The following is a 14,665-nucleotide window of genomic DNA, read 5'->3' as shown; positions in this document are numbered from 1 at the left end:
GGCGGCGAAGGCCCCGCCGGGCTGACCGCCGGCGAATTGCCCCGCGCCGCGCGGTACGAACTGAACGCGCTGGTCATGCCGGGTGCGCGGCAATGAGCGGCGCGATCCCGATACAGGGCGCGGCGCCGAGCCGCCGGCAACTGTTGACCGGCATCGCGCTGCTGGTGCTGGGCCAATGGATCCTGACGCTGCTCGATGCCACCGGCAAGACGCTGACCCAGCAGGGCCTGCCGATCATGGCGGTCGCGTGGGTGCGCTACGTCGGCCATGTGGTCGCCATCTTCCTGCTGCTCGGCCCGGCGCGCTTCCGGGCACAGGTCCGCACCGGCCAGCCACGGCTGCAATGGATGCGCGGCGGCCTGATGCTGGCCTCGACGCTGGTGTTCTTCTCGGTGTTGAAGCTGATGCCGCTGGCGACGGCCACCGCGCTGAACTTCTGCGCGCCGCTGTTCGTCGTCGCGCTGTCGCCATGGCTGCTCGGCGAACGCCCGGGCCGCCACGCCCGCCTGATGCGCTGGAGCGGCGTGCTGATCGGCTTTGCCGGCATGCTGGTGGTGGTACGCCCCGGCGGCGAGCTGACGCCCGGCGGCGTGGCGCTGGGCCTCACCTCGGCACTGCTGTTCGCGCTGCTGCAGATGCTGACGCGGCGCATGGCGGCCCACGATGCGCCGATGACCACGCTGATCTGGAGCGGCATCACCGGCGCCGCGCTGACCACGCTGCTGGTGCCCTTCTTCTGGTTCACCGCGATGCCGACGCCGCTGCAATGCGCGCTGCTGCTGTCGGCGGGCATCACCGGTTCGCTCGGCCACTACTTCGTGATCCGCGCCTTCCAGTACGCCGACGCATCGTTCCTGAGTCCCTTCCTCTATCTGCAGATCATCTCGGCCACCACGGTCGGCTTCCTCGCCTTCGGCCAGCTGCCGGACTGGACCACGGCGCTGGGCATCGCGGTGATCTGCGCCGGCGGCGTCTGGGTCGCGGGCGGCGAATCGGCATTGCGGCTGGTGGCCAGGAGCCTCGGCGGAACGCGCTGATTGCGGCGTTGTCTGACAGTTTTCGCCGAATGTGCACGCTATACTCGGCACGTTCCGCGTCGTCTGCGCTCGTTTTTTTTGCGCTCGTTCCGCGCTCGTGATCCGCTTGCATCGTCCGCTCGACTTTTTTGCGTTCGACCCTACTCCGCCCGTATTTCGCAATGCCTACTGATCTTCCCGCCTGGCAACGTCTGCAGCAGCACTACCAAGCGATCCGCGACCAGCGGATGCGCGACTGGTTTGCCGCGCCCGACGCCCGCGAGCGGGTCGACCGGTTCTCGCTGGAAGCGGCCGGCCTGTTCCTGGACTACTCGAAGAACCGCATCGTGCCGGAGACGATGGACCTGCTGGTCCAGCTCGCCGAAGAGGCCGGCGTGCCCGCGCGGCGCGATGCCATGTTCGCTGGCGCACATATCAATGCGACCGAGGACCGGGCCGCGCTGCATATGGCGCTGCGCGCCGCGCCCGATGCCCCGTTCCAGGTCGATGGCAAGCCGGTGATGCCGGCGGTGCACGATGTGCTCGCGCGCATGCGCGACTTCTCGCAGCGCGTGCGCAGCGGCGAATGGAAGGGGCATAGCGGCAAGACCATCACCGACGTGGTGAACCTGGGCATCGGTGGCTCGGACCTCGGACCGCGCATGGTGTGCCGCGCGCTGGCGCACCTCGCCGGCGATGGTAGCGAAGGTGGCAAGGTGTCCGGGCCGCGCGTGCATTTCGTCTCCAACGTCGACGGCACCGAGCTGGCCGAGACGCTGGCGCGGCTCGATCCCGAACGCACGCTGGTGATCGTCTGCTCGAAGACCTTCACCACGCTCGAGACGATGGCGAATGCCAACAGCACGCGCCAGTGGTTTGTCGCGCGCGGCGTGCCGGAGAGCGGACTGGCGCGCCATTTCGTCGCGGTCTCGACCAATCTCGAGGCGGTGCGCGCCTTCGGCATCGACCCGGCCAATATGTTCGAGTTCTGGGACTGGATCGGCGGCCGCTTTTCGCTGTGGTCGTCGGTCGGGCTGTCGATCACGCTGGCGCTGGGCTTCGAGGCCTTTGCCGAATTGCTGGCCGGCGGCCGCGAGATGGACGAGCACTTCCGCACCGCGCCGCTCGCGCGCAACATGCCGGTGATCCTCGGCCTGCTGGGGGTCTGGTACCGCAATGTGTTCGGCCTGCCGACCAGCTGCATGGCACCGTACTCGACCTCGCTGGAACTGTTCCCCGCCTTCCTGCAGCAACTGGAAATGGAGAGCAACGGCAAGTCGGTGCAGCGCGACGGCCAGCCGGTGCGCGTCGACACCTCGCCCGTGGTCTGGGGGACGGCCGGCACAAATGGCCAGCACGCCTATTTCCAGCTGATCCACCAGGGCTCGCAGATCGTGCCGGTCGACTTCGTCGCGCCGCTGTCCGCCCCGCGCACGCTGCCGGGCCATCATGCCAAGCTGCTGGCCAACTGCTTCGCGCAGGCCGAGGCGCTGATGCGCGGACGAACCGAGGACGAACTGCGCGCGGCCGGCATCGTCGAGCCCGAGCGCATCGCGCATATGCGTTTCGCGGGCAATCGGCCCAGCAATATGCTGCTGATCGAGGGCATCACGCCGCGCGCGCTGGGCGCGCTGATCGCGCTGTACGAGCACCGCACCTTCGTGATGGGCGCTATCTGGAATATCAACTCGTTCGACCAGTGGGGCGTCGAACTGGGCAAGCTGCTGGCGCGGCCGATCGAGGCCGAGCTGAACGGACGCGGCGAAGGCCCGCACGATCCGTCCACCAGCGCGCTGATCGCGCGCGCCAGAAGCGCGCTGGCCCGCGGAGGCTGAGCGCCGGCCCTGGCCGCGTGCTCAGACCTCGGCGCCCATCCACTCGTCACTGGCGACCTTCCCTGCCTCGATGGTCAGGATGCGGCCGCAGCGCGCCGCGACCGAGCGGTCGTGCGTGACCAGCACCAGCGTCGAGCCAGCGTCGCGGTTCAGCTCGAACATCAGCGCGATCACCGCTTCGCCGGTCGCGGTATCGAGGCTGCCGGTCGGCTCGTCGGCGAACAGGATGTCGGGCCGCGTGACGAAGGCACGGGCCAGCGCCACGCGCTGCTGCTCGCCGCCCGACAGCGTGCGCGGATAGTGCGACAGGCGCGCGCCCAAGCCCACCCGTTCCAGCATCCCCTTGGCGCGCTCGCGCACGCCGTCGGTCTCGCCGCGCAGCTCCAGCGGCAGCATCACGTTCTCCAGCGCGGTCAGATGGCCGACCAGCTGGAAGGACTGGAACACGAAGCCGACATGCCGGCCGCGCAGCGCGGCGCGCTGGTCCTCGTCGAGCGCGAACAGGTCGTGCCCGTGCAGCGACACGGTGCCGCGGCTCGGCAGATCCAGGCCCGCCATCAGCCCGAGCAACGTCGATTTGCCCGAACCCGAGGCGCCGACGATGGCCAGCGTTTCGCCGGGCGTGACGGAAAAGGACACGTCGTGCAGAATCGTCAGCGAACCGGTCGCGTCCGTCACGGTCTTTCCCAAGGATTCGACAGCAAGAATGGATGAGGACATGAGCAAGGGTTTCCGGAACGGTTTCTGGCGGGACATCGGTGGACGCTGGCGCGCCCTGGTGCTGGGCGGGCTGCTGGCGCTGGCGGCGATGCCGGCACTGGCGCAACGCGCGCCCACCATCCTGGTGCTTGGCGACAGCCTGTCGGCGGAATATGGCATCGCGCGCGGCGCAGGATGGGTCAAGTTATTGGAAGACCGCCTGCGCGCGGAGAGGTTCGATTATAGCGTCGTCAATGCAAGCATCAGCGGCGAGACCACGGTGGGCGGCAAGACCCGTCTGCCCGATCTGCTGACCCGCCACCGCCCCGCCGTCGTGGTGGTCGAGCTCGGCGCCAACGACGCGCTGCGCGGCCTGCCGCTGCAGAGCACCGAGTCCAATCTGCGCCAGATCGTCACCAGCGCGAAGGCGGCCAAGGCCAGCGTGCTGCTGATCGGCATGCGGATCCCGCCCAACTACGGGCCCGACTACACCGAGCGCTTCTTCGCGCTGTATCCGAAGCTGGCGAAGGAGTATCAGCTGCCGCTGGTGCCCTTCCTGCTCGACAAGGTGGTGACGCGGCCCGACTGGTTCCAGGACGATCGCATCCATCCGACCGCGCAGGCCCAGCCGGCGCTGCTCGACACCGTCTGGCCGCAGCTGGAGCCGCTGCTCAAGCGCCAGCGGCGCAGCGCGGAGGAAGGCAAGGCGCAGCAGCGCCGCGGGTAAGCCGCAGCACGGTGCCCTGCAGGATGGATGGGTGAACGGCCGCACGGCGGCCTTGACCACCGGCCTGAACGGCAGCCCGGTGGCCCTGACCACCGGCGCATGAGAAAGGGGCCCCGCGGGGCCCCTTTCCTCCATGCATTCTCCATGACTACCGGGCAGACCCTGCGGGGCCTGTCCATCGCCATCAGCCTGCCGGCTGGGATTCCGCCGGCGCCGCGGGCTTGAGCACCTCGACGTCCGACCGCGCCTTCAGGCTCTCGAAGAACGCTTCCAGCTCGCTCTGGCCGGCCAGCTGCGACAGCTGCTGGGCATCGGCCTGGCGCTGCGCGGGATTGGCCTGCGCCGGCTGCGAAACCTTGGCGATGCGATAGATCGCATAGCCCTGCGCGCCCAGATCGACGCCGACCATCGCCGGCAGCTTCGACGCATCGGCACGCATCACGGCCTCGACCGCCTTCGGCGCCAGACCGGCCGGCTGCTGGCGCGACACCGTCACGGCCGCGCCGAAGCCGTCGGCCGAACCGCTCTGCTTGAGCTTGGCGAGCTGCGCTTCGCCGTCCTTGCGCGCCAGTTCGGCGGCCTGCTCTGCCACGTACTGCGCGCGGACCTGGTCGCGCACCGCGTCGAACGGCCGCACCGACGCCGGGCGATACTCGACGACACGGCCGGCAACCAGCGTTTCGGGACCGACCTGGATCGCTTCGGTGTTGCGCTTGTTCTTGATCGCGTCATCGCTGAACAGCGCGGTCAGCACCTTCTCGTTGTTCAGCGGATTGTTGGCGCCCAGCGCGGGGTTCGGCGCGCGGGTCACGTTGTCGGCGGTCTGGATCGTCAGCTTGAACTTGTCGGCGGCCGGCTTCAGGCTATCCGCTTGCTCATAGACGGTATTGCCGAAGGCATCGGCCTGCTCGGTGAACTGCTTGGCCGCCAGCTGCTTGCGCAGTTCGGCTTCGAGCTCGGTCTTGACCGCCTCGAGCGGACGCGTCTGCGACGGCTTGATCTCGGTCACCTTGATGATGTGATAGCCGTAGTCGGTCTCGACCACATCGCTGAGCTGGTTCGGCTGCAGCGCGTACATCGCGTCCTCGAACGGCTTGACCAGCGCGCCCCGGCCCATGAAGCCGAGGTCGCCGCCCTTCTCCGCCGAGCCCGGATCCTGCGACTGCTTGCGCGCGACGTCGGCGAAGGTGTCCGGATGCTTGCGCAGCTCTTCCAGCAGCCTGGTCGCCTTGTCCTTGGCGGCCTGGCGTTCGGCGGCGGGCGCGTCCTTCGAGGCGGCGATCAGGATATGGCTGGCGCGGCGCTGCTCGTCGGTACGGAAGCGCGCGATATTGCTGTCGTAGTAGGACTTGAGCTGCTCGGGCGTGATGCTGATGCCGGCGGCCAGCGCATCGGCGGACAGCACGAGGTATTCGACCTTGGCCTGCTCTGGCACGCTGAAGGCCTGGCGATGCTTGTCGTAGTACGCCTTCAGCGCGGCGTCGTCGGCCGTGACCTTGGCGGCGTAGTCGGTCGCCTTCAGCAGCAGCGGCTGGACCTCGCGCTGCTGGTCGCGCGCGGCGATCAGGCGGTCGAGCAGCGACTTCGGCATGAAGGCCGTGGCACCGATCGACTGGCCGAGCTGCTGTGTCGCCAGGTCGAAGCGCATGCGTGCGTCGAACTGTTCGGGCGTCATGCCCTGCGAGGCCAGCAGTTCGATATAGGCCTTGTCCTCGACCGTGCCGTCCGCCTTCTTCGGCAGCTGTGCGATCGCGGGGATCGCGATGATCGCCTCGTACAGGCGCTCGTTCGACACGGTCAGATGCTCGCGATTGACCTCGTCGGCGACCACGCGCTGCAGGATCAGCTGATCGAGCACGGCCTTGCGCGCTTCCGGCCCTTCGAACTGGCGCGGATCGTAGGCGGCGCCCAGCACCTGACGCATCCGCTCCGACTGCTCGCGCAGCACGTTATCGACTTCCTGTTGGGTGATGGCGCGGCCACCGACCTTGGCGGCGTCGTGCGAGCTGTCCATGAAGCGCGAATAGCTTTCCACGCCGAAGAACACGAACGACGGAAACACCAGCACCAGCAGCAGCAAAAGCATCAGGCGCCGGTTGTTGCGAACGAAATCAAGCATGCTGACTCGGGATCAAGTTGGGACGGAGGTCAAACTCCGCGATTCTAGCAGGCTGCGCAGGGTCGCCCTGTGGATGTGGCGCCGGCGGCCGCTGCGGACTGGGCAAAAAGACGGGCTACAAGACGGGCTACAAATGAAAACAGCCGCATGGAGGCGGCTGATTCGGCCGGCCACCTGGCGGTGCCCGGATGCAATGTGGCGGAGTGGACGGGACTCGAACCCGCGACCCCCGGCGTGACAGGCCGGTATTCTAACCGACTGAACTACCACTCCGATGTCGGTCTCGCCACCGGCGACACGGCCTGATGACGCGGGGCATGGCGATCGGGCCATCGAGTGAGTGGTGGGTGCTGAGGGGATCGAACCCCCGACCTACGCCTTGTAAGGGCGCCGCTCTACCAGCTGAGCTAAGCACCCGCTCGATGTTGCCGCGATGTGGCCGCAATGCCGCCAATCAGGCTGTATCGCCGCGCACGTATCAGCCGTTGACTGCCGTTTGCGCTGCGAGGCCGCAAGTGTAATACAGCGCGTTTGGCTTTGCCAAGCCGAACACCGCGCGGCGCGAAAAAAAACCGCAGGGCGAACCCTGCGGTTTTGCGGTGCCGGCGGGCGCGGTCGGGATCGCCCCGCCCCGCCCTCACGCGATCAGTGGTGAATCATCTCGTGCGTGGCAGCCGCGCCCTTGTCCTTGACTTCGGCAGGGCTGGCGACTTCCTCCGGCAACGGCTCGGGCTTGCGCTCGAGCGCCATTTCCAACACCTTGTCGATCCAGCGCACCGGAACGATTTCGATATTGTTCTTGACGTTGTCCGGGATGTCGGCGAGGTCCTTGACGTTCTCCTCGGGAATCAGCGCCAGCTTGATGCCACCGCGGTGGGCGGCCAGCAGCTTCTCCTTCAGACCGCCGATCGGCAGCACTTCGCCCCGCAGCGTGATCTCGCCGGTCATCGCCACATCGGCGCGCACCGGGATGCCGCTGAGCACCGACACCAGCGCCGTCGTCATCGCGATACCGGCGGACGGACCGTCCTTCGGCGTCGCGCCCTCGGGCACGTGGATGTGGATGTCCCGCTTCTCGAACATCTCGTCCGTGATGCCCAGCCGGCGGGCGCGCGAACGCACCACCGAACGGGCTGCCTCGACCGATTCCTTCATCACGTCGCCCAGCGAGCCGGTGCGGGTGATATTGCCCTTGCCCGGCATCAGCGCCGCCTCGATCGTCAGCAGATCGCCGCCGACCTCGGTCCACGCCAGACCCGTGACCTGGCCCACCTGGTTTTCCTTGCCGGCCAGACCGAAGTCGTACTTGCGCACGCCAAGGAATTTGTCGAGGTTGTCCGAATCGACCTTGACCGTGCCGCTCTCCTTCTTCAGCAGCAGCATCTTGACCACCTTGCGGGCGATCTTCGACACCTCGCGTTCGAGCGAGCGCACGCCGGCTTCCCGGGTGTAGTAGCGGATGATGTCGCGGATCGCCGCTTCGGTGACTTCGATCTCGCCCGGCTTCAGGCCGTTGTTGCGGATCTGCTTCGGCAGCAGGTAACGCTGGGTGATATTGACCTTCTCTTCCTCCGTGTAGCCGGACAGCCGGATCACTTCCATCCGGTCGAGCAGCGGCGGGGGAATGTTCAGCGAGTTCGAGGTCGCCACGAACATCACGTCCGACAGGTCGAAGTCCACCTCGATGTAGTGGTCCTGGAACGTGTGGTTCTGTTCCGGGTCCAGCACCTCGAGCAGCGCCGACGACGGGTCGCCGCGGAAGTCCATGCCCATCTTGTCGATCTCGTCGAGCAGGAAGAGCGGATTGCGCACGCCGACCTTGGTCAGGCTCTGCAGGATCTTGCCGGGCATCGAACCGATGTAGGTCCGGCGGTGACCGCGGATCTCGGCCTCGTCGCGCACGCCGCCCAGCGCCATGCGCACGAACTTGCGGTTCGTCGCACGCGCCACCGACTGACCCAGCGAGGTCTTGCCGACCCCGGGCGGCCCGACCAGGCACAGGATCGGCGCCTTGACCTTGTCGACGCGCTGCTGCACGGCGAGGTATTCCAGGATCCGCTCCTTGACCTTCTCGAGACCGTAGTGGTCTTCGTCGAGCACGCGCTCGGCGTTGGCCAGGTCGTTATTGACCTTGCTCTTCTTGCGCCACGGCAGGTTGACCAGCGTGTCGATGTAGTTGCGCACGACGGTCGCCTCGGCCGACATCGGCGACATCAGCTTGAGCTTCTTGAACTCGGCCTCGGCCTTCTTCTTGGCCTCCTTCGGCATGCGGGCGGCCTTGATGCGCTTGTCGAGCTCCTCGAGATCGGCGCCCTCTTCGCCTTCGCCCAGTTCCTTCTGGATGGCCTTGACCTGCTCGTTCAGGTAGTACTCGCGCTGGCTCTTCTCCATCTGCCGCTTGACGCGGCCACGGATGCGCTTCTCGACCTGCAGGATGTCGATCTCGCCCTCGAGCTGCGACAGCAGGCTCTCCAGGCGCTCGGTCACGTTGACCATCTCCAGGATCTTCTGCTTCTGCTCGAGCTTGATCGGCAGATGCGCGGCGATGGTATCGGCCAGGCGACCCGGCTCGTCGATGCCCGACAGCGAGGTCAGGATCTCCGGCGGGATCTTCTTGTTCAGCTTCACGTACTGGTCGAATTGCGACACGATCGCGCGGCGCAGGGCCTCGGTCTCGGCGCTCTCGCCCGGGCCCAGGGGCACCGGCACGGCCTCGCACATGAAATGCGAGTCGTCCTCGCTCACTTCGCGGATATTCGCGCGCTGCGTGCCTTCGACGAGCACCTTCACGGTGCCGTCGGGCAGCTTCAGCATCTGCAGGATATTGGCGATGCAGCCGACCTCGTACAGGTCTTCGGCGGTGGGCTCATCCTTCGCCGCCGTTTTCTGGGCCACGAGCATGATGCTCTTGCCCGACTCCATCGCAGTTTCCAGCGCCTTGATGGACTTCGGGCGACCCACGAACAGCGGGATCACCATGTGCGGAAACACCACCACGTCGCGCAGCGGCAACAGTGGGAGGCGAATCGGCTCAGCCGGGAGGAGTTGTGTTCCAGACATCAGTTTCCCCAGTCAGTCATTTAAGGCGTAAATTGGGTCGCACGAACCGATTACAAGACAGCAATCACCGGTTCGCAGCATCAGTCAAATGACGGCCCCGACACTTGCGAATCCCGCGCAAACAGCATACCCGCGTTTCCTCCCGTTCGTTTGGCGAAATGAAGAAAAAAAGCCGCTCGCTTTTCGCGAACGGCCTGTCGGTTGGCTGCCGGCGCGGGATCCGCCCATGCGCCGGCGTTCGCGTCAGTTGGAGCCGGCCACTTTGGGCTGGTCCTCGTACATCAGCAAGGGAGGTGCGTCGCCCGTGATGGTGCTTTCGTCGATCACGACTTTTTGCACGCCCTTGTAATTCGGCAGGTCGTACATGACATCCATCAGCGATTGTTCGAGGATCGAACGCAGGCCGCGCGCACCCGTCTTGCGCTTGATGGCCTTGCGGGCAATCGCGGACAGCGCTGCCGGCCGGATTTCCAGTTCGACGCCTTCCATGGCCAGCAGTTTCTGATACTGCTTGACCAGCGCGTTCTTCGGCTCGACCAGGATCTGCATCAGCGCGGCCTCGTCGAGCTTGGACAGCGTCGCGACCACCGGCAAGCGGCCGATCAACTCGGGGATCAGGCCGAACTTGATCAGGTCTTCCGGTTCGGTCTGCGGCAGAACCTCGCTGACGTCGCGCTCTTCCTTGCTCTGGACCTGCGCGCCGAAGCCGATGCCGGTCTTGTCCGAACGCTGCATGATCACCTTCTCCAGTCCATCGAAGGCGCCGCCGCAGATGAACAGGATGTTGGTGGTATCGACCTGCAGGAAGTCCTGGTTCGGATGCTTGCGCCCGCCTTGGGGCGGCACCGAGGCCATGGTGCCTTCGATCAGCTTCAGCAGCGCCTGCTGCACGCCCTCGCCCGACACGTCGCGCGTGATGGACGGGTTGTCCGACTTGCGCGAGATCTTGTCGATCTCGTCGATGTAGACGATGCCGCGCTGGGCCTTCTCGACCTCGTAATTGCAGTTCTGCAGCAGCTTCTGGATGATGTTCTCGACGTCCTCGCCGACATAGCCGGCTTCGGTCAGCGTGGTCGCGTCCGCGATCACGAAGGGGACGTTGAGCAGGCGTGCCAGCGTCTGCGCGAGCAGCGTCTTGCCGGAACCGGTCGGGCCGATCAGCAGGATATTGCTCTTGGAGAGCTCGACATCGTCCTTCTTGCCGAGATGCTTGAGCCGCTTGTAGTGGTTGTAGACAGCCACGGCCAGGATCTTCTTGGCCTGCTCCTGGCCAATCACATACTGGTCCAGGCTTTCGCGGATCTCGTGCGGCGTCGGCAGATCCGACTTCGCCGCGGCCGGGGCGTCCTTGTCGGCGCCGGCGGCTTCATCGCGAATGATCTCGTTGCACAGGTCGATGCATTCGTCGCAGATGAACACCGACGGGCCGGCGATCAGCTTCTTGACCTCGTGCTGGCTTTTGCCGCAGAAGGAGCAATACAGAAGCTTCTCGCTGGATGAACCTTTTTTGTCCGCCATAGGAATCGTCACATTAGCAGGGGCGCGCCAGGGCGCAGAAAGGACCTTGGCGATACGCGTCAAACGCATCATACGCCAAAACCTTTCGGGCAGCGGGCGGAACCCCCAAGGTGTGGGGGCAAACACCACAAACGAGGCGCAGGGCCTCGTTATGTGGTGTAGGCTTGGCCGTTTGAGGCCGGATCAGGGTTCGAAGCCGGCGCGCCGCGCCAGGCTCAACCGCGGCGGGCGATCACCTTGTCGATCAGGCCGTAGTCGACCGCCTGGTCGCCGCTCATGAAATTGTCCCGGTCGGTATCGCGGGCAATCTTCTCGACCGGCTGACCCGTGACCTCGGCCAGGATCGAATTCAGGCGCTCGCGCAGATAGAGGATCTCGCGCGCCTGGATCTCGATGTCCGAGGCCTGGCCACGCGCGCCGCCCAGCGGCTGGTGGATCATGATCCGCGAGTTGGGCAGCGCCAGGCGCTTGCCCTTGGCGCCGGCGGCCAGCAGGAACGCGCCCATGCTGGCGGCCATGCCCATGCACAGCGTCGACACGTCCGGCTTGATGAACTGCATCGTGTCGTACACCGCCAGACCGGCCGATACCGAACCGCCCGGCGAGTTGATGTAGAGGAAGACATCCTTGTCGGGATTCTCGCTCTCCAGGAACAGCAGCTGCGCGATCACCAGATTGGCGGTCTGGTCGTTGACTTCGCCCACCATGAACACCAGGCGCTCCTTCAGCAGGCGCGAGTAGATGTCATAGGCGCGCTCGCCCCGACCGGACTGCTCGACCACCATCGGCACCAGCCCGAGGCCCATGGTCTCCAGCGCCGAGGCTTGCGTGGTGGCGAGACGATCGAGCAAATCATTGCGGGTCATGCAGGGTTCTCCAGAATTCGGTGGCAGGCCAGTGGCCTCGGCGAAAGGCAAACAAGCCGCCCGAAGGCGGCTTTTTCTTTCGATCAGGCTTGCTGGCCGCCGTTGCCTTCGGCCGTCAGCTCTTCGAAGGACACCGGCTTGTCGATGACCTTGGCCTTCTCGCACACGAAATTTACCACGTTGTTTTCGAGCACGTAGGCTTCCATCTCCGCGAGGCGCTGCTGGTCGCCGTAGTACCAGCGCATGACTTCCTTCGGATCTTCGTAGCTCTTGGCGAACTCCTCGATCTCGGCCTTGATCTGGTCGGCCTTGGCCTCCAGGCCGTTGGCCTTGACGATCTCGGCCAGGATCAGGCCCAGCTTGACGCGGCGCTCGGCCTGCTGCGCGAACATCTCCGGCGGAATCGGCATGTCCTTGGCGTTCGGCATGCCACGCTGCTCGAGGTCGCGGCGGGCCATCTGCACCAGGCGCTCCTGGTCCTGCTCGATCAGCGCCTTGGGCACGTCCAGCTCGCTGGCCTTGATCAGCGCTTCCATGACCTGGTCCTTCAGCATCGCGTGCGTGCGGCGCTTGACCTCGCGCTCCAGGTTCTCGCGAATGTCGGCGCGCATCTTCTCGACGCTGCCGTCGGCGATGCCGAGCGACTTGGCGAAGTTGTCGTCGACCTCGGGCAGGTGAGCCCACTCGACCTGCTTCATCGTGATGGTGAATTCGGCGGTCTTGCCGGCGACTTCCTTGCCGTGATAGTCCTCGGGGAACGCCAGCGGGAACGTCTTGCTCTCGCCAACCTTCAGGCCCAGCGCGGCCTGCTCGAACTCGGGCAGCATGCGGCCTTCGCCCAGCACGAAGACGAAGTCCTCGGCCTTGCCGCCGGCGAACTCCACGCCGTCGATCTTGCCGACGAAGTCGACCGTCACGCGGTCGCCGTTCTTGGCCGCCACTTCACCGCCGCCGTCGCCGTGCTCGCCGGCTTCGCCGCGGGCGTGGTAGTGGACGCGCTGCTTGCGCAGGATCTCGATGGTCTTGTCGATCTCGGCGTCGGTGATCTCGGTCTTGGTGCGGACCACTTCGGCGGCCGACAGGTCACCGATCTTGACTTCCGGGTAGACCTCGAAGGTGGCGTCGAATGCCACTTCGTCGTCCGCCACGCCTTCGGTCTTGATCTCGAACTTGGGCTGGCCGGCGACCTTGACGTCCTGCTGCTGGGTGATGTCGAAGAACTTGCGGGCGGCCTTGTCGAAGCGCACTTCGAACTCGACCTGCTGGCCGTATTGCTTCTCGACCATCTTCATCGGCACCTTGCCCGGGCGGAAGCCGGCCATCTTGACCGTCTTCGACAGGCGAACCAGGCGCTCCTGCTTCTCCTTCTCGACCTCGGCCTTCGGAATGGCCAGGGTCACCTTGCGGTCGAGTTTGCCGAGGTTTTCAATCACATTCGACATGGTCGTCAATCCAATCCAGAAATGTTGTTGTGTTCGTCAGCGCGTTCCGCTTGCGTGCCTGCGTGCAGGGTTTTCTCCCTCAGGCCGTCGAACGGTTCGCACGCACCAGCCACGCATGAGGCACGCGGACAAGCCGCCTGAGCCCCGATCGCGAACTCGCGCAAACAAACACACCGCGCAAACGGAAAACGCGGATTATCGCACGGTTTCGATCCGGTTCCGGCAGTTTTTACCCTGACAGGGCTTGGCCGGGCCGCCCGGCGCCCTGCCCGGCATCCGGTTCGGCATCCCGCCCGGTATCCCGTTCGGCATCCTGCCCGTCGCCGCCGTGCTGCCCATGCCGCAGCGCCCGCAGCAGCAGCCGCGCCGGATCCAGCGCGTCGGCGAGATCGCTTTCCACCGGCAGCGGCTCTCCCTCGATCCGGCTGGCCAGCAGTTCGCCGGCCAGCGCCGCCCAGGTCAGCCCGCGCGAGGCGAACGCGAGCGCCACATACAGCCCCGGCAGCCGTGGCAGATCGCGCAGATGCGCGCCGCGCAGCGAGGCGGCCCGGCGCTCGCACTCGGCCTCGTCGGCCACCTGGCCGACCCACGGCAAGCGATTGTGCGAGACGCTGCGCACGCCGACATAGCCGTGCAGCGCGGCGGGATCCAGCACACTGACCGCCGCGCTCCGGTCCGGCAACAGCGCCGACAGCCGGCGCAGATTGTCGGCATGCGTCTCGACCCGTTCGACCAGCGGCCCTTCGTCCGGCTCGTAGCTGGACCCGATCCTGGCGCTGCCGTCGCCATCGCGCGGCAGCAGGTAGCCGCTGCCCGTCACCACACAGTCGGGCCAGCAGCCCAGGCGAGCGACATCGCCGGGCTCGAGCGTGGTCAGTTGCCCCCGTACGCGCCGGATCGGCAGATGGCGCAGCGGCAGCAGGCCGCTGGCGTGGTGCGCATTGGCGAGCACCAGCACCGGCGCCTCGGCCAACGGCCGCCCTGCCTCGTCGAATACCTGCCAGCCGTCATCGGTCCGATGCAGGGAGGCGATACGGCAGCCGAACCGCGTCTCCACGGCCGCCCCCGCCATCGCCAACTGAGCGCGGCAGACGTCGGGCGGCGCGACCCATCCCCCCTGGGGGAACCACAAGCCGGCGCGCGCCACCGTGGCGCCATGCTCGTCGGCAGCCTGCTGCGCCGACATCCAGCGTACGTACTCCGCGGGGAACCCGAGTTCAGCCAGCGCGCGCTGCTGCAGCGCCGTGTCCTCGTCGTCCTGACCGACCTGCAGCACGCCGCAACCCTGCCAGCCGACCGGATGCCCGGCCTCGGCCAGCGCCTGCCAGGCCCGCAATGCATGGAGATTGCCGGCGCGCGACAGCCGCGACAGCACGCTGTCGT

General features: G+C 66.4%; 10 protein-coding genes and 2 tRNA genes. 3 read left to right on the top strand and 9 right to left on the bottom strand.

Annotation, left to right across the window (positions count from 1 at the left end):
* Positions 1-92: 92 nt before the first annotated feature.
* Positions 93-1,037, top strand: coding sequence for a DMT family transporter (locus AC6EI8_RS17105; protein ID WP_149318856.1), 945 nt, complete (start codon positions 93-95; stop codon positions 1,035-1,037).
* A 161-nt stretch (positions 1,038-1,198) separates the two neighbouring features.
* Positions 1,199-2,851 carry a glucose-6-phosphate isomerase gene (gene pgi / locus AC6EI8_RS17100; protein WP_265632343.1) on the top strand — a complete coding sequence of 551 codons (1,653 nt, stop codon included), beginning with the start codon at positions 1,199-1,201 and terminating at the stop codon, positions 2,849-2,851.
* Between the two features lie 21 nt (positions 2,852-2,872).
* On the opposite strand, the gene AC6EI8_RS17095 is transcribed toward pgi, so the two are convergent.
* Positions 2,873-3,571: an ABC transporter ATP-binding protein gene (locus AC6EI8_RS17095; protein ID WP_265632342.1), complete on the bottom strand. Its 699-nt coding sequence runs from the start codon at positions 3,569-3,571 to the stop codon at positions 2,873-2,875.
* On the opposite strand from AC6EI8_RS17095, the gene AC6EI8_RS17090 reads away from it, so the two are divergent.
* Positions 3,570-4,277 (top strand): arylesterase, encoded by a 708-nt coding sequence (locus AC6EI8_RS17090; protein ID WP_265632341.1) that lies wholly within the window; start codon positions 3,570-3,572, stop codon positions 4,275-4,277. The two genes, AC6EI8_RS17095 and AC6EI8_RS17090, sit on opposite strands and share 2 nt — an antisense overlap.
* A gap of 184 nt (positions 4,278-4,461) precedes the next feature.
* On the opposite strand, the gene AC6EI8_RS17085 is transcribed toward AC6EI8_RS17090, so the two are convergent.
* From AC6EI8_RS17085 to mnmC1, 8 genes are all read right to left on the bottom strand, one after another.
* The gene (locus AC6EI8_RS17085; protein ID WP_149318859.1) at positions 4,462-6,396 is read right to left on the bottom strand and encodes a SurA N-terminal domain-containing protein; all 1,935 of its coding nucleotides are present in this window, start codon (positions 6,394-6,396) and stop codon (positions 4,462-4,464) included.
* A gap of 196 nt (positions 6,397-6,592) precedes the next feature.
* A tRNA-Asp gene (locus AC6EI8_RS17080) sits at positions 6,593-6,669 on the bottom strand.
* 68 nt (positions 6,670-6,737) lie between these two features.
* Positions 6,738-6,813: transfer RNA gene (locus AC6EI8_RS17075), tRNA-Val, on the bottom strand.
* A 228-nt stretch (positions 6,814-7,041) separates the two neighbouring features.
* Positions 7,042-9,456: an endopeptidase La gene (gene lon / locus AC6EI8_RS17070; RefSeq protein ID WP_149318860.1), complete on the bottom strand. Its 2,415-nt coding sequence runs from the start codon at positions 9,454-9,456 to the stop codon at positions 7,042-7,044.
* Positions 9,457-9,699: 243 nt separating this feature from the next.
* Positions 9,700-10,974 carry an ATP-dependent Clp protease ATP-binding subunit ClpX gene (clpX, locus tag AC6EI8_RS17065; protein WP_149318861.1) on the bottom strand — a complete coding sequence of 425 codons (1,275 nt, stop codon included), beginning with the start codon at positions 10,972-10,974 and terminating at the stop codon, positions 9,700-9,702.
* Between the two features lie 215 nt (positions 10,975-11,189).
* Positions 11,190-11,840 carry an ATP-dependent Clp endopeptidase proteolytic subunit ClpP gene (gene clpP / locus AC6EI8_RS17060; protein ID WP_006575957.1) on the bottom strand — a complete coding sequence of 217 codons (651 nt, stop codon included), beginning with the start codon at positions 11,838-11,840 and terminating at the stop codon, positions 11,190-11,192.
* A gap of 83 nt (positions 11,841-11,923) precedes the next feature.
* Positions 11,924-13,282, bottom strand: coding sequence for a trigger factor (tig, locus tag AC6EI8_RS17055; RefSeq protein WP_149318862.1), 1,359 nt, complete (start codon positions 13,280-13,282; stop codon positions 11,924-11,926).
* 229 nt (positions 13,283-13,511) lie between these two features.
* A partial coding sequence (gene mnmC1 / locus AC6EI8_RS17050; protein ID WP_498382455.1) for an FAD-dependent 5-carboxymethylaminomethyl-2-thiouridine(34) oxidoreductase MnmC1 occupies positions 13,512-14,665 on the bottom strand: 1,154 nt, incomplete at its 5' end.

It is taken from the genome of Cupriavidus sp. R6-3, assembly GCF_059772245.1.
This window is presented reverse-complemented; position numbering and strand designations above follow the sequence as displayed.

Excerpts from the sequence above, each read along its gene's own strand:
- AC6EI8_RS17105 (WP_149318856.1), top strand. The coding sequence starts at position 93 with ATGAGCGGCGCGATCCCGATACAGGGCGCGGCGCCGAGCCGCCGGCAA.
- pgi (WP_265632343.1), top strand. The coding sequence starts at position 1,199 with ATGCCTACTGATCTTCCCGCCTGGCAACGTCTGCAGCAGCACTACCAA.
- AC6EI8_RS17090 (WP_265632341.1), top strand. The coding sequence starts at position 3,570 with ATGAGCAAGGGTTTCCGGAACGGTTTCTGGCGGGACATCGGTGGACGC.
- AC6EI8_RS17095 (WP_265632342.1), bottom strand. The coding sequence starts at position 3,571 with ATGTCCTCATCCATTCTTGCTGTCGAATCCTTGGGAAAGACCGTGACG.
- AC6EI8_RS17085 (WP_149318859.1), bottom strand. The coding sequence starts at position 6,396 with ATGCTTGATTTCGTTCGCAACAACCGGCGCCTGATGCTTTTGCTGCTG.
- lon (WP_149318860.1), bottom strand. The coding sequence starts at position 9,456 with ATGTCTGGAACACAACTCCTCCCGGCTGAGCCGATTCGCCTCCCACTG.
- clpX (WP_149318861.1), bottom strand. The coding sequence starts at position 10,974 with ATGGCGGACAAAAAAGGTTCATCCAGCGAGAAGCTTCTGTATTGCTCC.
- clpP (WP_006575957.1), bottom strand. The coding sequence starts at position 11,840 with ATGACCCGCAATGATTTGCTCGATCGTCTCGCCACCACGCAAGCCTCG.
- tig (WP_149318862.1), bottom strand. The coding sequence starts at position 13,282 with ATGTCGAATGTGATTGAAAACCTCGGCAAACTCGACCGCAAGGTGACC.